The following is a 16979-nucleotide window of genomic DNA, read 5'->3' as shown; positions in this document are numbered from 1 at the left end:
CTGCGGAGTGCAGATCGCGATGCTGGGGCCGTTCGAGGTTCGTGGGGATGATGGCGTCCTCGTGGATGTGCCGGGCGCGCGGCTGCGAGGCGTGCTGGTAGCGCTGGCGCTCGACGCAGGGCAGGTAGTTCCGAAGGCGCGGCTGGTCGACTGGGTCTGGGGCGAGCAGCCGCCGGCGGAGGCTGCCAATGCCCTGCAACGGCTGGTTTCGCGGTTGCGGAAGGTCGTCGCCGTCGACGGTACGCCGGATGGCTACCGGCTCGTGGTCGAGCCGGACGCGGTGGACGCGGTCCGGTTCGAGCGACTGGTTGGCCAAGGACGGTTGCGCGAGGCGCTGGATCTATGGCGAGGCGCCCCTCTCCAGGACGTCGGGCTGCAGGACAGTACGGCGTTCGACGCGGCCGTCACGCGGTTGGAGGGGTTGCGGCTGACCGCGGCCGAGGACTGGTTCGACGCCGAGATCGCGCGCGGCCGAGGTGCCCAGTTGGTCACGGAGCTGACCGATCTGGTCGCCGTGCATCCCGTTCGGGAGCGGCTCGTTGGTGCGCTGATGCAGGCGCTGGCCGCGAGCGGGCGTGATTCCGAGGCACTGCTCGTCTACCAACGCACCCGAGATGCTCTCGTCGACACGCTCGGCGTAGATCCGTCGCCGGAGCTCTCCGCGCTGCACGTTGCGCTGCTGCGCGGCGAGTCGGTACGGCGTGATGAGCCGAACCGCGAGACGAACCTGCGCGCGGAACTCACCAGCTACATCGGCAAGGCGGCCGATATCGCCGAAGTCCGCGAACTCGTTGCCACCCACCGGCTCACCACCCTGATCGGACCGGGCGGGGCCGGGAAGACGCGGCTGTCCACAGAGGTCGGTCGCACGTTGACCGACGTACTGCCGGATGGCGTGTGGTTCGTGGAACTCGCGCCGATCGGTACCGAGGCGGATGTCGCCCAGACCGCGATCGCCACCCTCGGTCTGCGGGACGGCCTGCTTGGTGACGCATCGGACGTGGACCCCACCGAGCGGGTGATCGCTGCGTTCCGTGAGCGGGACGCGCTGCTGATCCTGGACAACTGTGAGCACGTGATCGACTCGGCCGCGCGGTTTGCCGAGCGTGTACTCGGGCAATGTCCGCAGCTGCGCATCCTCGCGACCAGTCGCGAGCCGCTCGGCATCACCGGTGAGGCGCTATGGCGCGTCATCCCGCTGAGCCTGCCGGAGACAGACGCCGACGCCGAGTCGTCGCCGGCTGTCCAACTGCTGCGGGACCGGGCGAGCGCCGTACGGATGGATCTTGGGACCGACGCGCACACCCTCGCGACGATGGCGCGGGTCTGCCGGGCGCTGGACGGGATGCCGCTGGCGATCGAGCTCGCCGCGGCCCGGTTGCGCACGATGTCTCTCGACCAGCTCGCGGATCGGCTCGACGATGTGTTCCGCCTGCTGACCGGCGGCAGCCGTACGGCGCTCCCCCGGCAGCGCACGTTGCGTGCCGTCATCGACTGGAGCTGGCAGCTGCTGAGCGACGACGAACGGCTCGTCTTGCGGAGGCTCTCGGTCTTCGCGGGCGGCGCGAGTCTGGCCGCTGCCGAACAGATCTGCGGTACCCCCGACGCACTGGAGCTGCTGACCGCCCTGACTGAGAAGTCACTGGTGGTTGCTGACAGCAACAAGGCGCCGCGGTACCGGATGCTCGGCATGATCAAGGAGTACGCCGCTCAACGCCTCGCCGAGGCGGATGAGGTGGAACTGGCCCGGCACGCGCACCTCACCTACTTCACCGAGTTGGCCGAGACCGCCGACCCGCATCTTCGCCGGGCCGAGCAGCTGGAGTGGCTGGCTGTGCTCGACGCCGAACACGACAACCTGAGCGCGGCCATGCGCGGCGCGATCCGGGCCGGTGAGGCCGCGGCCGCCATGCGGTTCGCCTCGGTCGCCGGCTGGTACTGGTGGCTGAGCGGGCACAAGGCCGAGGGCAACGACCTGATCAAGGCGGCCATCGACACCCCGGGCGAGGTGGACGACGAGATCCGGGCGATGGTCTATGCCCTGTTCATCATGTTCCTCAACTCCGGGCCGGGCGACGAACACCTGGCCCGCGAGTGGATCCACGAGGTCGACCGGCTCAGTCGGCGCACTCAGTTCGTCAATCCGATGCTGCAGCTGATCGAACCGCTGGAACGCATGCTGCAGTCGCCGACTGATTTCCTGCCGGCCTGGGAACCGTTGCTGGACAGCAAAGACCCGTGGGTGCGCGCCTTGGCCCAGCTGCAGCTCGGCAAGATGCGCGTCATCCTCGGACACGGTGGATATGAGGCGGACACCTATCTCGAGGCAGCGGTTGCCGCGTTCGAGTCGATCGGCGAACGGTTCGGGATCACGTTCGCGCTCTCCGAACTGGCCGATCGGATCGCCATGCGAGGTGAGTTCGCCGCCGCGTGTGCGCACTACGAGCACGCGATCGCGGTGATCACCGAGATCGCGGGCACCGACGACGTCGTCCGGATGCGGTCCCGGCAGGGGGAGCTCTACTGGCTGATGGGCGACCCGGAACGCAGCGCGGCCTCGATGGCCGAGGCCCAGCGGCTGGCGGAGCGGGTGAACTGGCCGGGCGCGCTGGCCAATCTGGCCCTCTCGAAGGCGGCGGTCGCCAGCTGGCGAGGCGAATCCGCCGAGGTGCTGGCACAACTGGACGCGGTCGCTGAACTTCTCGGTGAGCAAGCGGACCAACCGAACATTCAGACCCACACGCACAGTCTGCGCGGGGCCGCCGCGGTGGATCTCGACGAGGCCCGGAAGCACTGGGCGGCAGCCGCCGAATCCGCGGCCCAGACCGGCCACCCCAGCGGGATCGCCAGTGTGCTCATCGGGGTCGCGGGCTACGCCGTACGGCGGGATCGGTACGACGACGCCGTACGGTTGCTGGCGGCAAGCACCGCGCTGCGCGGGCTACCGGATCGGTCGAACCCGGATCTGACCCGGATCGAGCAGACAACGCGCAACCGCCTCGGTGACGTGGAGTACGCCGAGGCGGCTGCGGAAGGTGCGCAAGCGGACTGGAACCAGCTGGTCGCGGTCACGCTCGCTTCGTGAACGTGGACGCCGCCCAGAAGTAGCCGACGATCGCGATCCCGGCACACCAGGCGACGGCCTGGAGTACGTCGGAGGTCTGCGCCCCGCCGTTGAGGAATCCGCGCAGGGTCTCGATGATCGGCGTGAACGGCTGGTACTCCGCGAACTGCCGGACGCCCGGACCCATCTTGTCGGCCGGCACGATCGCGCTGCTGAAGAACGGCAGCATGACGAGCGGTACGGCGGCCATTCCGGCCGTCTCCGGCGATTTCGCCGACAGGCCGAGCGCGACCGTGAACCAGCCGACCGCGATCGCGAGCAGCAGGACGATCCCGAGTACGGCGAGCCAGTCGGTGAGACCGGCCGACGGGCGGAAACCGAGTGCGAAGGCGACCCCGAGCAACGCGACGATCGCGATCAGGTTGATCAGGACGCTGGAGACGACCTTGCCGGTCAGGACCGAAGACCGCGGAACGTCCATCACCTTGAAGCGGTTGATGATGCCCTTGGTCATATCGGCGTTCGCGGCGATCGCCGTACCGCCGAGGCCGTAGCAGACGGCCATCAGAATCATGCCCGGCGTTGCGTAGTCGACGTAGTCGACGCCGACGTTGAAGGCGTCGCCGAGCAGGTAGACGAACATGAACATCATCACGACCGGCATCAGGACCGCGTTGAAGATGCTGGTGGGGTTGCGGACGAGGTGCTTGACGTCGCGGCGCACCATGGTGAGGGTCGGGTTCATGATGCGGAAACCTCCGTGGAGTGGCCCGTCAGGGCGAGGAAGACGTCGTCGAGATCAGGGGTGTGCACCGAGAACTCCTCGGCGCTGAGTGCGTATTCGTCGAGCCGGTTCAGCAGGTCGCGCAGCGAGCTCGTCCCGGCGTCGCTGGGGACGCGCAGGGTCAGCGACTCGTCGTCGCGGGTGGCGTCGGCGAACAGCTGCGCGGCGGCGGCGAGCTGCTCGACATCGGCGAACCGGAGCCGGACATGCGTGCCGGGGATCTGCCGCTTGAGCTCGTCCGGGGTGCCTTGGGCAACCAACTTGCCCTGGTCCAGTACGGCGACCTGATCCGCGAGCTGATCGGCCTCGTCGAGGTACTGGGTGGTGAGGAAGATGGTCACGCCATCGGCGACCAGCTCCCGGATGATCGTCCACATCGTCCGCCGGCTGCGCGGGTCGAGCCCGGTCGTCGGCTCGTCCAGGAAGATGATCCGCGGGCTGCCGACCAACGTCATCGCGAGGTCGAGCTTGCGCCGCATACCACCCGAGTACGTCGCCGCCGGCTTCTGCGCGGAGTCGGTCAGGTCGAACCGCTTGAGCAACTCGGCGACGACCTTCCGGTCGGTTCCAGGGCTCAGGTCGACCATCAGCTCCAGGTTCTCCTGGCCGGTGAGCAACTCGTCGACGGCCGCGAACTGACCGGTCACCCCGATCGCCTTCCGAACCGCCTTCGCGTCGGTGGCGACGTCGTACCCGGCGACCTTCACCGTGCCGGCGTCGGCACCCAGCAGGGTGGTCAGCACGTTCACGGTCGTCGTCTTGCCGGCCCCGTTCGGGCCGAGCAGCGAGAAGACCGTGCCCGCGGGAACGTCCAGGTCGATGCCGTCCAGGACGATCTTGTCCTTGAATGCCTTGCGCAGTCCCGAGACTGCAATCGCCGTTTCTCTCATGCATTAAGCATCGGCAAGTGGTCAGACACCGCCCTGACACGGCGCTGACACACCTGCCTGGGGCTTAGACCACCAGTCGCAGCCACGCCTCGGCCAGGGCAGCGTGGCCGGCCGGGGTGGGGTGGACGCCGTCGTCGGCCCAGTGCTCCGGGTCGGCGAGCTCGCAGAGTTCGGTGAACATGCGATCAGCGGCCAGCAGCTCCGCGCCGTACTCCCGGGCCAGCTCGTTGACGACCTCGAGCTTGGGGTCCAGGTCTGCCCGCCACTGTTTGCGGAGCGCCTCGTCGATCCGCAAGTCCCCGTGCTCGAGCGTGCCCCGGATCGGCAGCATGAACGATTCGATCAGGATCAGCTGTGTGCCGGCCTCGGCGAGTGGGGTCAGCAGGCGCTCGTAGCCCGCGCGGTACTCCGCGGCCGTGATCACTCGACCATTCTCGGGATCGAACGACCACCAGGCGGCGTCATTGCCTCCGATCATGATCGATACGACATCGGGCTCAGCGGCCAGTACGTCGTCCTGCCAGCGGGCCTCGAGGTCCATCACCTTGTCTCCGCGCCAGCCGGTGTTCAGCCAGGTCACCGGCCGATCCGGGTGCCGGAATCCCCACTCTCCCGCGACGCGCAGCGGATAGCCCGTGCCGAGGCCGTCCGGATCTTCGAGACGGTGGGAGTCGGTGACCGAGTCGCCGGTGAACATCACGGTGCTGCCCGGCTTGAGCGTGATCGTCATGCGAACCACCGCTTCGCGGCCGCGTCGATGGCGTTGCGATCGGCATCCCCGGCCCAGGCGACCACGCCGTCCGGCCGGACCAGTACGGCGGCCAGTCCGAGATCGTCGTTCGCGCGGCCGGCGGCGTACCGGTAGTTGCTGTTGAGCTCCAGGTCGGCGAGCTCTCCAGTGAAGTCGAGCAGGACACCGTGTCCGTCCTGCATCAGGTCGGCGAGCCGGGTGCCGTCCTCGAGGCGGAACTCTGGTGCGATCCGGCCGACCAGGGGGTGGTCGCTGCCGAGGTCGTAGCGGTTCGCCATGCCGGAGATCTTGCTGTAGATGTACTGGGCGCCGTCGGGGGTGTCGAGCAGGTCGCGCATCACGCCTTGCATGGCTCGGCCGTGCGGACCGGGCTTCAGGACGGTCACCTGCGCGCGGGTCCAGTCGAGGACCCACTCGCCGATCGGGTGGCGCTCGGTGGTGTAGGTGTCGAGCAGTCCGTCGGGCGCGTGGCCCTGGATGGTCGCGGCGAGCTTCCAGCCGAGGTTCATCGCGTCACCGAGGCCGCTGTTGAGGCCCTGCCCGCCCAGCGGTGAGTGGATGTGCGCGGCGTCGCCGGCCAGCAGGACCCGACCCTTCCGGTACGTCGTCGCCTGCATCGCGCGGTCGGTGTACGTCGAGGCCATCCGGAGCTCGGTGATGGTCACATCGGTACCCGACACCCGGCGCAGTACCTCCTGCAGATGGTCCTTCGTCGGCTCCTGCGTCCGGTCGTAGGCACCGCCGTCGAAGTCCATCACGCCGATGTGACCGGGCGTCCACGACATCTTCACGTACAGGCCGTGCGGAGTGGGGTTGAACCCGAGGTTGAGCTTCGCCGGATCGTCGAATTCGGCCTGGAACGTGTAGCCGGTGAAGGTGGGTTCGGTTCCGACGAACTCGAACCCGGCCAGCTTCCGGACCGCGCTCCGGCCGCCATCGGCGCCGACCACCCAGCGCGCGGCGTACTCTGCATTGCCGGTTCGGACGGTGACGTGGTCGTCGTACTGGGTCAGGTCGGTGACGGGCTGGTCGCGGCGGACCTCCACGCCGTACTTGGTCGCGCGGTTCTCGAGGACCTGCTCTACGTGGGCGAGGTCGGTCATCACGGCGTCCGGGGCCTGCGTCGGCAAGCGGTACGGCATTGCGCTCACGTCGATCTTGGCCGGGTCGATCATGATGCCCGCGAAGTGGCCGACGCCTTGCAAGGTCTTTGGCTGGTCTTCTAGCTCGTCGACCTTCAAGAGGTCTTCCAGCATCCCGCGCCGGTAGAACCCGGCCAGCGAGGCGGCCATCAGTCCGCGCATGCCGAGCGGCGCCGAGCGCCAGACCGAACCGGCCTCGGGCTCGCGTTCGAGCACCACGACTGACAATCCCCGCAGGCCGAGTTCACACGCCAGGTACAGCCCGACTGGTCCGGCACCGACTATCGCTACGTCGTACATGAGGTCTCCCTGTTGTTGAGTCACAGGAAGACCGTCACACCGATGGCTTGTAGGGCCCTGGCACGAGACGCATTTCAGCGCTGGCACCGCATGTCAGCGGCAGAGCGCGTTGCCGATCAGTTGGTCGGCCAGCTTTTGCTGGCGGAGGGCGTCGGCCCATTCGCGGCCGAGGACGCTCGACATCGAGACGACCGCGCTGCGGCGCCCGTCGGTCGTGACACCGGTCTCGGTGATGAAGCCGCCGTCGCCGCCACCGTGTCCCCAGTACTCGCCGCCACACGGGAGCGGGCGCTTGAAGATGCCGAGGCCGTACTGGCTGTCGGGCATGAGCTCGGCGACCACGGGGTCCAGGTCGCTGAGGTTGGTGGTCATCTCGGTCAGCTGAGCGGGCTTGAGGAGACGGCCGTCGAACAGGGCCCGGAAGAACTCGTTGAGGTCTGCGGTCGTCGATACGAGCGAGCCGTCCAGGTCGTTGATGACCTGTTCGGTGACGTCGATCAGGCGGTTCTTCTCGAAGGGCTGGTACGACTGCGCGTGTGGATTGGGTAGCGCCGGGCTGCGGTCAGGTCGCGTGTGGTGCAGGCCGAGTGGGCGGATCACGCGTTGGCGGAGTTCGTCGTACCAGTCGTGGCCGGTCGCTTCTTTGATGATCATGCCGAGCAGGACGTAGCCGATGTTGGAGTAGCGCCATCCCGTGTCGGTCCGTGGCTCGTGGCGGAGGGTGCGCGCGACGAGGTCGGCCGAGGTATAGCGGTCGAAGCGGTGGCGGTAGAAGTCTGCTTCGGTGGCGAAGTCGGGGAAGTCGTCTTGTAGGCCGTGCGTGTGCTGGAGCAGTTGGCGGATGGTGATCTTGCGGCCGTCGTTGCCGTTGCCTTTGATCAGCCCGGGCAACCATCGCTCGACCGTGTCGTCGAGCGAGAGCCGTCCCTCCGCGACGAGCTGCAGGACTACGACTGCCTTGAACGTCTTGCCGGTGCTCGCGATTCGGAAGTATCCGTTCGACGGGACCGGACGCTTGGACGGCAGACTCGCGACACCTGCGGTGGCGACCTCGGTCCGTACGCCGACCGCGCGGGCTTGCACTCCGGTGACACCGGCCGCGTGGATTGCCGCGGTGTCCCTTGTCAGCTGGGGCGTTGGGGCCGCAGTACCGATCATTGCCATCACTAGCGCGAGGATTCTCATGTCCAGAACGCTATTTCTGGCGCTGGCGTATCCCCAGGGTCTTATCCCCCGGAAGAAATCGCGCGGAAGGTATTGACAGCGGTCAGCTGCTGCGCAGGATCTTCGCCATCGCCTTGCCGCGCGCCAGCTCGTCGACGAGCTTGTCCAGGTAGCGGATCTCGCGCATCGTCGGTTCCTCGATCTCCTCGACCCGGACACCGCAGACCACGCCCTTGACGAGGGCGCGATCCGGGTTGGGGCGCGGCGCCTCCGCGAGGAAGGTCTCGAAGTCGACCTCCTTCTGCAGCTGCGCCGCCAAACCCTCCTGGGTGTACCCCGTCAGCCAGCAGATGACCTCGTCCACCTCCGCGCTGGTCCGCCCCTTGCGCTCCGCCTTGGCGACGTACAGGGGGTAGACGCTCGCAAAGCTCGTCGCATAGATCCGAGGTTTCGCCATACCGACAGGGTGCCAGCTCCGTGCGTCAAACCCGCTCAGGGTCGTCCATGAACCTGCGGACATCCTGCGCACACCGACAAGCCACCGCAATCTTGGCGGCCCACCGCAGAGCCTCTTCCCGAGTCGGTACGTCGACGATCGTCACACCACCGATGAGTTCCTTGCTCTCCGGATAAGGCCCGTCGGTGATCACCCCGTCGGTCCCGACCACCGCAGGATCCGCGGCGAGCAACGGTTCGTCGGTGTCGTAGTGAACCCCACCAGCAAACACCAGCACCCCCGCATCCTTGGCCTCCCGACAGACCGCATGCGACTCCTTCCCCACCTGCGGAAAGTCCTCCTCAGGAATGTGATCCATCGCGCCCCGGTCGAACGAGATCAAGTAGTAAGTCATCCCAGCACTCCCAATCCGGCGGCCACCCGACCACCTCTCACCCCTGCAACGAACCGCACCCATCGAATCCGACAGATCTCCCGAAGCACAGGCACCCCTGGAGCTAAGGGTGTCAAGCAGCGATGGTTGGGGCGCGGTGGGTCGGTTGACGATGAGGCGTCGCAGGACTCCACTCCACCTGCGGGGATATCCCTTCATGTGGGGGGGTGCCCATCGAGAATCTCCACGGGCAACCCCCCACCTCGACGGGCAACCCCTCACCTCGACGGGCGACCCCCGACGTCGACAAGGCACCCCGGCGCCCCGGTTCCCAAGGAGCAGCCCCCCGTTCCCCAACCCCCGCGCCGCTCTCTGTGCACGCCACTCATCTTTGGGAACCCACCAACCACTTCGAGCCCCCGGAAACGGTTGGTGGATACCCAAAGATGGATCTTGCGCACAAAGACAAGGCGACCGTCAGCTACCCGGCCCGGTCGCTGCTGTCCGGCAGCAACCACAGCCCGCCAGCCCCAGGCGACATTCACCTCGAGCGCTGACCTCGCCAACCAGCTCAGCCACAGACCCGCCTAGCCACCCAACCTCTGTCAGCTGGCCGCAGCGGCGAGCAACCAGCGCCGTACCTCCCCGGCCGCATCCGAGCGGCCCGGGGAGATGCACAAGTACAGGACATATGGCCCCACCGGACGCCCGTGTCACGCTCACGACCGACAGTCCGACGACCCAACAGACGTATACGTCCTGTCGGTCGGAGGAAAATGCCTGCACCGCCTCGTCGCTCCCGCGATAGTGGCCGGCGTGGATGAGGTCACAATCGTCGTCGCCCATAGCGAGCGTACGACGCTTCGCGTGGGCGACGTCTTCCTGAAGGTGGATGCGAACCCGGCCAACCTGGCGGTTGAGGTCGAGGCGATGGCGCTGGCGCCTGTCCCGACTCCAGAGGTCCTTTGGCACAACCCACCTGCACTTGCGCTGGCTGCAGTCCGCGGTACTGCGCTCGGCGTTCTCGGCAAGCCCTCCCTCGCCTCGCCGGCCGCCTGGGCCGCGGCGGGTGCCGTCATTCGTCAACTCCACGAGGCGCCGCTACCGCCCTGGCCCGGTCGCCGCCTCGACGACATCCGGACCCGCCTCGATACCGAATGCGAGTGGCTGACCAGGAACGCCGTACTGCCGACCGACGTGATCGAGCGCAACCGAGAGATCGCCGAAGCCGCGCTCCGCCCGTACACCCCCGCCTTCACCCACGGCGACCTGCAGATCACCCACGTCTTCACCGACGACGACGCCGTCACCGGCATCATCGACTGGTCCGAGGCCGGCCAGGACGACCCCCTCTTCGACCTGGCCACCCTCACCCTCGGCCACGAAGACCGCCTCCCCCACCTCCTCGCCGGCTACGGTCAAGACGTCGACCACGAAATCATCCGAGCCTGGTGGTCGCTGCGCAGTCTCTCCGCCGCCCGCTGGCTCATCGAACACGGCTTCGACCCGAACACCCCCGGCGCCGAATTCGACGTACTGAGAGCCCGGATGTAGCGCAACGTAACAATCTGCCCCGGACACCGCACCACATCTGGACGACGGCCGTACCGAGGATCACTCTCCGGATAAGGGGAGCGTTTCAGGGGGGTCATGATGTTGTCTGCCACGTCGCTATTCGTTGCCGTCACACTGGCAGTGCTTCCGCTCCAGGCATGCGTCAAGCCCACTCCAGCCGAGGCATCCATAGTGAAAAGCTGGATCGGCAAGGCCAGTCAGCTGGACGATCCGCTCAAGGGCACCTTCAAAGGCGGCGACGACGTCTTCCGGAACCAGAAGAAGTCCCTGACCCAGACGATCAACGAACTGCCGCCACCGGAACAGATCAACAAGGTCTCGCCAGAGCTGCAGGCCGAGATCCGCGCCGCCGCGGCCCGGGTTCAGGTGCAGATCACGTTCTACAACAAGGTCGACGCGGTGGCGGCCTCGATGGCGACGAAGCGGGTGGTTGCCGCCCAGGAGATACCGGCGCTCATCAACTCCACGCGACGCCAGTTGCTGACCGACGAAACCAGCGACGCCCTGTGGGACTTCGGCCGCGATGTCCTGCAGGAAACAGCCTGCGAGCTCGCCTGGCGGTACTACCTGCGGGAGAACGAGCGAGAGGCCGTCACGGACCAACTCACCGCCGGCGCCGTCGAACTGTCCTACACCGACCAGATCCGCAACCCGGACGACATGACAACCGACATCCTCCTCAACGCGATCGCCAGTACCGCGAAAAGCCGCTTTGCGCCCGCCATGGCCTGGCGAGACTATGCCGACGGCCTCCGCCAGAAGGCCTACACCCTGACGAACAACGGCGCCGAGCTCATCGAACACCCCGACGGCGGCGACTTCACCTTCGCCCTCCTGTACTTCATCGGAGGCTGCCTCAACACTCCAACTCCCTGAGATACGCCAGCGCCGTAGGCAGGTACTCCGAGATCGGCGCGCTGGTGTCCACGACAAGGTAGTCGGAGCTCGGCCGCTGCATGCTCTCCACCGCGCGAGCGAACCTCTCCGCCTCACCCGGCGTCGCCTGGAGATCGACCGGCGGCTGGTCAATACTCAGCCGCTGACTACGCAACCGCTTCCTCGTCCGAAGCCTTGAGTCAATCAGCGACAAGTCACCCGTCCTGCATTCGATGTACTTGTACACCACCCCATGCTCTTTGGCCATCGTCTGCCCCTCGTCGAGAACCCTGGGCCAAAAGCAAGGACTGTCGATGATGACGCAGCTGCCACCCCCAAGAGCATCCCGAGCCAAGGCATACAACACCTCGTACGACGCCGGTCCGCTCTGCTCCACCGCGATCCCAGCCTCCAGCAACCCACTCTTCACCACGTCATGATCAAGCCGAACCGCCCCAACCGCCCGAGCGATCTCCTTCGCCAACGTGGTCTTCCCCGACCCCGGAACCCCCGACATCTGCAGCAGGAACAAGCGATCAACCACCTTGTCTGTCTCGGTACGTAAACTGAACTGTGCCTGACCGACCTGAGATTGTGTGTATTTGCGGGTCTACCCGCTTCGTGGACGAGATGCGCGCGGCGAACCGCGACTTGACCTTTGCAGGCGTCATCGTCGTCGCGCCAGGCGAAGCCAACGAGGTGATCACCGACGAGCAGAAGGCTGCGTTGGATGCCCTTCACCTGCGCAAGATCGACCTGGCCGACCGCGTCCTGATCGTCAACCCCGGCGGGTACGTCGGCGAGTCCACAAGCCGCGAGATCGCCTATGCACGCGCCGCCGGCAAGCCGGTCTCGTTCACCGATCCTGTGTGACCTGACTTGTCAGGTGCCAGACCTCCTGCATCGGCGCCCACGGGGAGTCGGCGGTCATCGGTTCTTGGCAGGGGTCGGTGAAGGTCCACCAGCGTTGGGTTTCGGGGTCGGCGGCGATGCGGGCCTGGTCGGCCGCGTGGTCGGTGCCGGTGTATTCGTAGTAGCCGAAGAGTAGGTCGTCGTGCAGGAAGATCGTGAAGTTGCGGATGTTGGCGTCGAGCAGCATCCGCTCGACGGAGGGCCAGACGTCCGCGTGCAGCCGGAGGTATTCCTCGCGTTTGTCGGGGCGTAGCCGGGTCAGGATGCCGTAGCGCTGCTGGCGTTCCATGTCGATCTCCTCAGGATTCAGGCGTTGAGCGGGGCGTTGTTCGATTCCTGGCCCGAGCGGCCCGGGTCGCTCGGGAGTAGGCGGCGGCCGGCGTGTTCGGGTCGGAGGTGGGAGCCGGCGGACCTCGGATCGGGGATTCGGTGGCGAGCTGCGGCGATCGCCTTCTCGTCGAGGTGGATGCCCAGGCCGGGGGTGTCGCCGAGGAGGTATGCACCATCCTCGACACGCAGGTCGAGTACGACGCCGACTGGTGGCCGGAGGTCCTGTAGTTCACTAACTAAGTGGTTGGGTACCGAAGTCGCGGCGTGCAGCAGCCCGACCGGTGTCGTGCCGATCGGGCTGACCGGCAGGTCGTGCGCGTGGGCAAGGGCGGAGACCCGCAGGAAGTGCGTGACGCCCCAGACCGCGGCCGTCTGGACGATGTCGACAGCGCCCGCCGCGATCAGCGGGCGGAACTGCTCCAGGCCGGTGAGATTCTCCCCGCTGGCAACCGACGCGCGGATTCCCCGGCCGACGATCGCGTGCCCTTCGGCGTCCCAGCGCCGTACCGGCTCCTCGATCCAGGTCAGGTCTAGGGTTCGCTCAAGCTCGCTGACGTGGCGGACCGCTTGCTTGCGCGTCCAGGTCTCGTTGACATCGAGCATCAGGCCTGGCCGTGCCCCGTGACCGGCGTCGGCGAGGACGTCCCGAACGAAGGCGAGGCGGTGCCGGTCGCGTTCGATGTCTAGGCCGCCTTTGAGCTTCGCCACGCGCAGTCCGTGGTCGGCGTAGGTCCGATACAGCGCGACGAGTTCGTCGTCGTCCAGGGCGATGTCCAGCCCGGAAGCGTACGCAGGCACGCGGCGGTCACGTCCACCGAGCAGGCGCCACAGCGGCTCCCCGGCTGCCTGCGCCTTGATGTCCCACAGTGCGGTGTCCAGTGCACCGATGGTGCCGAACAGCGCGCCAGCGTGACCTGCCTTGAACGTACGACGCAGCATCCGGTCGTAGAGGGCAGTGACACTGCGCGGATCCTCGCCCTCGATGGCGGCGAAGATGTTCTCGAGCTCCACATGGGGTCCGAGCCCGATGCCGGTGATGCCTTCATCGGTGTCGATGGCAACGATCGGGACCGGTACGACGCCATCGGCGTACAGGCCGTTGGCGTCGCCGACCGGCCGGCCCCAGTCGTGGACCGTGGTGAAGGTCCGGTAGCCAGTGATGCGCATGTCAGCCCTTCGTCGAGCCGGCGGTGACACCGTCGGCGATCTGGCGTTGCAGGAAGAGATAGACGACCAGCACAGGGATCGCCGCGATCAGTACGCCGGATGCGAACGTCGGGATGTCATCGGAGTACTGGCCGCGCAACGCGGTGACTCCGACCATCAGCGTGCGGTGCTCCGCGGACGGCATCATCAGCAGCGAGATGAGTACGTCGTTCCAGCAGAACAAGGCGTTGAGCACGCCGACCGACAACAGCGCCGGGGCGCCCATCGGGAGCATGATCCGCCAGTAGACGCCGTACACGCCGTTGCCGTCGATGCGGGCCGCGTCGATGATCTCCGCCGGCACCGTCGAGTAGTAGCTGGTGAAGAGGAAGATCGTGAACGGGAGGAACTGCGCGACGTACGCGAGTACCAGGCCGGGGTAGGTGTCGATCAGGCCGGTGTCGGCCATGATCCGGGCCAGCGGAACCATGATCACCTGGAACGGGATGAACAGCGCGGCCAGGATCCCCACGAAGAACGTGGCCGAGCCGCGGAAGCGCAGCCGGCCGATCGCGAAGCCGGCCATCGACCCGAGCAGGAGGAGCAGCGCGACCGAGCAGGCCACCACGACCACCGAGTTCAGGAAGTACCGGGACATCCCGACGCTGGTCCAGGCCTTGGTGAGGTTCTCCCAGTGCAACGAGTCGAACAGCGAGAACCGGTCGAGGATGTACTCGCGACGCGTCTTCATCGCGACGTTCGCAGTGAACAGCAAGGGGTAGATCGTGGCCAGCGCGAGAGCGGCCATCGGGACCGCGATCACCCATTTCGTCCAGCGGGCGCCGGTCATCGGTCCTCCTTGGTCGCGCGGCGCAGGATGGCGATCTGGGCCAGCCCGACCACGAGCATGATCAGGAACAGCACGCTCGACGCCGCGGAGGCGAGCGCGGGGTGATTCATCTGTCCCTGCTGGATCCAGATGTAGTACTCGGGCAGGTACGTCGTTCCCGCGGGCCCGCCGCTGGTCATCACGTACAGCAGGCCGAACATCGAGGTCAGCATGCCGATCATCGTGGTGACGAAGACGAACTGGATCGTCCGGGACAGGCACGGGACGATCACGTACCGGATCGTCTGCGCGAGCGAGGAGCCGTCGATCTTGGCGGCGTCCAGCAAGGCCGCATCGAGGGTCGAGAAGCCGGCCAGGAAGACCACCAGAGCCATCCCGAACGTCGCCCAGATGTGTACCCCGACGACCGAGAAGATCGCCACCTGGGGATCGCCGAGCCAGTCCACCGGCCCGACGCCCGCCGTACCGAGCAGCTTGTTCAGCGGACCGTCGTACGCGAGCAGCAGGTTGAAGATCGCGCCGACGATGACGGGCGAGAGCACGGCGGGGAAGAAGTAGACACCACGATGGAACCGGTGCCCCGGCACGCGCAGGTAGATGAACGTGGCGAGCAGGCCCGGGATCGCCACCGCCACCGGGAGCAGCAGCACGAGCAGGCCGACGTTGCGCAGCGCGACCCGGAACAAGGGATCGGCGAGCAGCGTCGCGTAGTTGTCGAAGCCGACCGACTGGCCGTTGCGGTCGCCGTCACCAGTGAAGGAGAAGTTGACCCCGAGCAGCAGCGGCCACAGCCGCAGCCCGAGGATGATCAGCACCGCCGGTGCGAGCAGCACGTACGGCGCGAGGCGTTCGGCCCGTGACCCGCGCCGAGACGACGGTCCGGCTGGTGGCGACCGGCGTACCGGCGTTGCCTCCTCGGCAGGCCCGGCCGGAGCCGGGACGGCCGAGGACAAGGACTGTGGAGTCACGCAGATCAGCTCGTCTTGTCGGAGGCGGCCAGTTGCTGCACGGCCTTGTCCACGGTGATCGAGCCGCTGAGCAACTGCTGGGAAAGACGGCCCATCAGCTCGAGCGTCTTCGAGGAGAGTGCGACGTGCAGAGCGGGCTTGCCGGTCTTGACCTCGGAGACAATCGTCGCGACGGCCGGGCCGCCGGTGGAGACGTCGAGTGTGGTGTCCGACGCGATCGCGCCGCCGTCGTCGTAGAAGGCCTTCAGGGCATCGGTCGAGGTCAGCGACCGGACCAGATCCGCGGCCACCTTTGGATCCTTGGTCCACTTTGCGACCGCGTAGCCGATACCACCGTCGTACGGGAGGCTCGGCTTGGCCGCGGGGTTGACCAGCGGCGCCGGCATGACGCCGACCTTGTCCGCGCCGAGGAACTCACCGAAGTCCTTCCAGTGCCCGATGTCGGACATCAGGCCGATGACGTTTGCGGCCTTACCGGACTGGAAGACCGCGAACGCGTCGTTGAACATCGCGGTGGAGTTGGCGCCGGGGTTGTTCAGGCCGGCGTCGTTGGTCTGCTTCCAGAGTTCGAAGATCCGCTTCACGTCCGGTGCCGACCAGTTCCGCTTGCCGGCGATCCAGTCGTCGTACTCCTGCGGTGTCAGCGTCGCCGATCCCATCGCGGACAGGAAGAACTGGATGCCGAACCCTTCCTTGTTGCCGAGCGCGAAGCAGTTCGCGCCGGTCTTCGCCTTGATGACACCGCAGTTGGCGGTGAACTCGGCCCAGGTCCGGGCCGGGGCGTCCGGGTTCAGGCCGGCCTTCTCGTACAGCGACTTGTTGTAGTAGAAGGGATGGCCTTGCAGCGTGACCGGGGCCGCGTAGATCTTCTCCGACTTGGTGAACGCGCCCCACCCGGCCAGCCGCTCCTTGTCCTCGGCGACGTAGTCGTCCAGCGGGGTGAGCGCGTCGGCCCGGTCGCGGATCTGGCCGCCGCCGTTGAAGAGGATGACGTCGGGTCCCTTGCCGGCCTGGATCGCCGCCCCGAGCAGTGTGTAGTACTGGTCGTACGGCTGGGCCACGAACTCGACCGTGACACCGGGGTGTTTCTTGGCGAAGTCGGCTTTGGCCTTCGCCACGTAGCCGGCCGCCTTCGCGTCGCCGGACTTCCAGTCCCAGACGACGAGCTTGTCGGTGCTGCTGGTGGGCGAGGAACCCGGTCCCGCGGCGCTGCCGCAACCGGCGGTCAACGCCAGGCCCAGGGCCAGGACGGCGGACCAGAGTGTGCGCTGCTTCATGTCGTGCTCACTTCTTCCGACGAGTGACGGGCGTCCGGCCCGCGAGGTGGCGTAAACATAATTCGTATGACGTATGACGTCAACGGCTCGAGTGCAGTACACTCGGCCCGACGCTCACCG

General features: G+C 67.0%; 17 protein-coding genes. 4 read left to right on the top strand and 13 right to left on the bottom strand.

Annotated features, from left to right (window positions below):
• The first annotated feature begins 7 nt into the window (after nucleotides 1-7).
• On the top strand, nucleotides 8-3085 hold the full coding sequence (locus ABD231_RS11140; RefSeq protein WP_344149181.1) for an ATP-binding protein: 3078 nt from the start codon (nucleotides 8-10) through the stop codon (nucleotides 3083-3085).
• On the opposite strand, the gene ABD231_RS11135 is transcribed toward ABD231_RS11140, so the two are convergent.
• The 7 genes from ABD231_RS11135 to ABD231_RS11105 all read right to left on the bottom strand — a co-directional run bounded on the left by ABD231_RS11135 (nucleotide 3069) and on the right by ABD231_RS11105 (nucleotide 8946).
• On the bottom strand, nucleotides 3069-3809 hold the full coding sequence (locus ABD231_RS11135) for an ABC transporter permease (RefSeq protein ID WP_344149179.1): 741 nt from the start codon (nucleotides 3807-3809) through the stop codon (nucleotides 3069-3071). The genes ABD231_RS11140 and ABD231_RS11135 overlap by 17 nt on opposite strands.
• Nucleotides 3806-4738, bottom strand: a complete 933-nt coding sequence (locus ABD231_RS11130) for an ATP-binding cassette domain-containing protein (RefSeq protein ID WP_344149177.1) — start codon at nucleotides 4736-4738, stop codon at nucleotides 3806-3808. The genes ABD231_RS11135 and ABD231_RS11130 overlap by 4 nt, the downstream gene beginning before the upstream one ends.
• 64 nt (nucleotides 4739-4802) lie before the next feature.
• Nucleotides 4803-5468, bottom strand: coding sequence for an SGNH/GDSL hydrolase family protein (locus ABD231_RS11125; protein ID WP_344149175.1), 666 nt, complete (start codon nucleotides 5466-5468; stop codon nucleotides 4803-4805).
• On the bottom strand, nucleotides 5465-6931 hold the full coding sequence (locus tag ABD231_RS11120; RefSeq protein WP_344149173.1) for an FAD-dependent oxidoreductase: 1467 nt from the start codon (nucleotides 6929-6931) through the stop codon (nucleotides 5465-5467). The genes ABD231_RS11125 and ABD231_RS11120 overlap by 4 nt, the downstream gene beginning before the upstream one ends.
• A gap of 93 nt (nucleotides 6932-7024) precedes the next feature.
• Nucleotides 7025-8116, bottom strand: coding sequence for a serine hydrolase domain-containing protein (locus ABD231_RS11115; RefSeq protein ID WP_344149171.1), 1092 nt, complete (start codon nucleotides 8114-8116; stop codon nucleotides 7025-7027).
• Between the two features lie 82 nt (nucleotides 8117-8198).
• Entirely contained in the window at nucleotides 8199-8552 is a 354-nt protein-coding gene (locus ABD231_RS11110) for a DUF2200 domain-containing protein (RefSeq protein WP_344149169.1), read from the bottom strand.
• 25 nt (nucleotides 8553-8577) lie between these two features.
• Nucleotides 8578-8946, bottom strand: a complete 369-nt coding sequence (locus tag ABD231_RS11105) for a YciI family protein (RefSeq protein WP_344149167.1) — start codon at nucleotides 8944-8946, stop codon at nucleotides 8578-8580.
• A gap of 795 nt (nucleotides 8947-9741) precedes the next feature.
• Between ABD231_RS11105 and ABD231_RS11100 the strand changes: the two genes are divergently transcribed.
• Together ABD231_RS11100 and ABD231_RS11095 are read left to right on the top strand one after the other, a co-directional pair.
• Entirely contained in the window at nucleotides 9742-10479 is a 738-nt protein-coding gene (locus ABD231_RS11100) for a phosphotransferase family protein (protein ID WP_344149165.1), read from the top strand.
• A gap of 192 nt (nucleotides 10480-10671) precedes the next feature.
• The gene (locus ABD231_RS11095; protein ID WP_344149163.1) at nucleotides 10672-11376 is read left to right on the top strand and encodes a hypothetical protein; all 705 of its coding nucleotides are present in this window, start codon (nucleotides 10672-10674) and stop codon (nucleotides 11374-11376) included.
• Here the strand turns inward: ABD231_RS11095 and ABD231_RS11090 are convergent.
• Nucleotides 11357-11908, bottom strand: coding sequence for a P-loop nucleotide/nucleoside kinase family protein (locus ABD231_RS11090; protein WP_344149161.1), 552 nt, complete (start codon nucleotides 11906-11908; stop codon nucleotides 11357-11359). The two genes, ABD231_RS11095 and ABD231_RS11090, sit on opposite strands and share 20 nt — an antisense overlap.
• A 98-nt stretch (nucleotides 11909-12006) precedes the next feature.
• Between ABD231_RS11090 and ABD231_RS11085 the strand changes: the two genes are divergently transcribed.
• Nucleotides 12007-12249, top strand: a complete 243-nt coding sequence (locus ABD231_RS11085; protein ID WP_344149278.1) for a hypothetical protein — start codon at nucleotides 12007-12009, stop codon at nucleotides 12247-12249.
• Here the strand turns inward: ABD231_RS11085 and ABD231_RS11080 are convergent.
• Genes ABD231_RS11080 through ABD231_RS11060 form a run of 5 tightly spaced genes read right to left on the bottom strand, consistent with a single transcriptional unit; the run spans nucleotide 12233 to nucleotide 16859 of the window.
• Nucleotides 12233-12577, bottom strand: coding sequence for an L-rhamnose mutarotase (locus tag ABD231_RS11080; RefSeq protein WP_344149159.1), 345 nt, complete (start codon nucleotides 12575-12577; stop codon nucleotides 12233-12235). The two genes, ABD231_RS11085 and ABD231_RS11080, sit on opposite strands and share 17 nt — an antisense overlap.
• A 17-nt stretch (nucleotides 12578-12594) precedes the next feature.
• On the bottom strand, nucleotides 12595-13785 hold the full coding sequence (locus ABD231_RS11075) for a mandelate racemase/muconate lactonizing enzyme family protein (RefSeq protein ID WP_344149157.1): 1191 nt from the start codon (nucleotides 13783-13785) through the stop codon (nucleotides 12595-12597).
• Nucleotide 13786: 1 nt separating this feature from the next.
• Entirely contained in the window at nucleotides 13787-14614 is an 828-nt protein-coding gene (locus ABD231_RS11070) for a carbohydrate ABC transporter permease (protein WP_344149155.1), read from the bottom strand.
• Nucleotides 14611-15582, bottom strand: a complete 972-nt coding sequence (locus tag ABD231_RS11065; RefSeq protein ID WP_344149153.1) for a carbohydrate ABC transporter permease — start codon at nucleotides 15580-15582, stop codon at nucleotides 14611-14613. The genes ABD231_RS11070 and ABD231_RS11065 overlap by 4 nt, the downstream gene beginning before the upstream one ends.
• A 5-nt stretch (nucleotides 15583-15587) precedes the next feature.
• Complete coding sequence (locus ABD231_RS11060; RefSeq protein WP_344149151.1) at nucleotides 15588-16859, bottom strand: ABC transporter substrate-binding protein; 1272 nt, start codon at nucleotides 16857-16859, stop codon at nucleotides 15588-15590.
• Nucleotides 16860-16979: the final 120 nt, after the last annotated feature.

Origin of the sequence: Kribbella yunnanensis, assembly GCF_039529655.1 — a bacterium.
Classification (GTDB): domain Bacteria; phylum Actinomycetota; class Actinomycetes; order Propionibacteriales; family Kribbellaceae; genus Kribbella; species Kribbella yunnanensis.
This window is presented reverse-complemented; position numbering and strand designations above follow the sequence as displayed.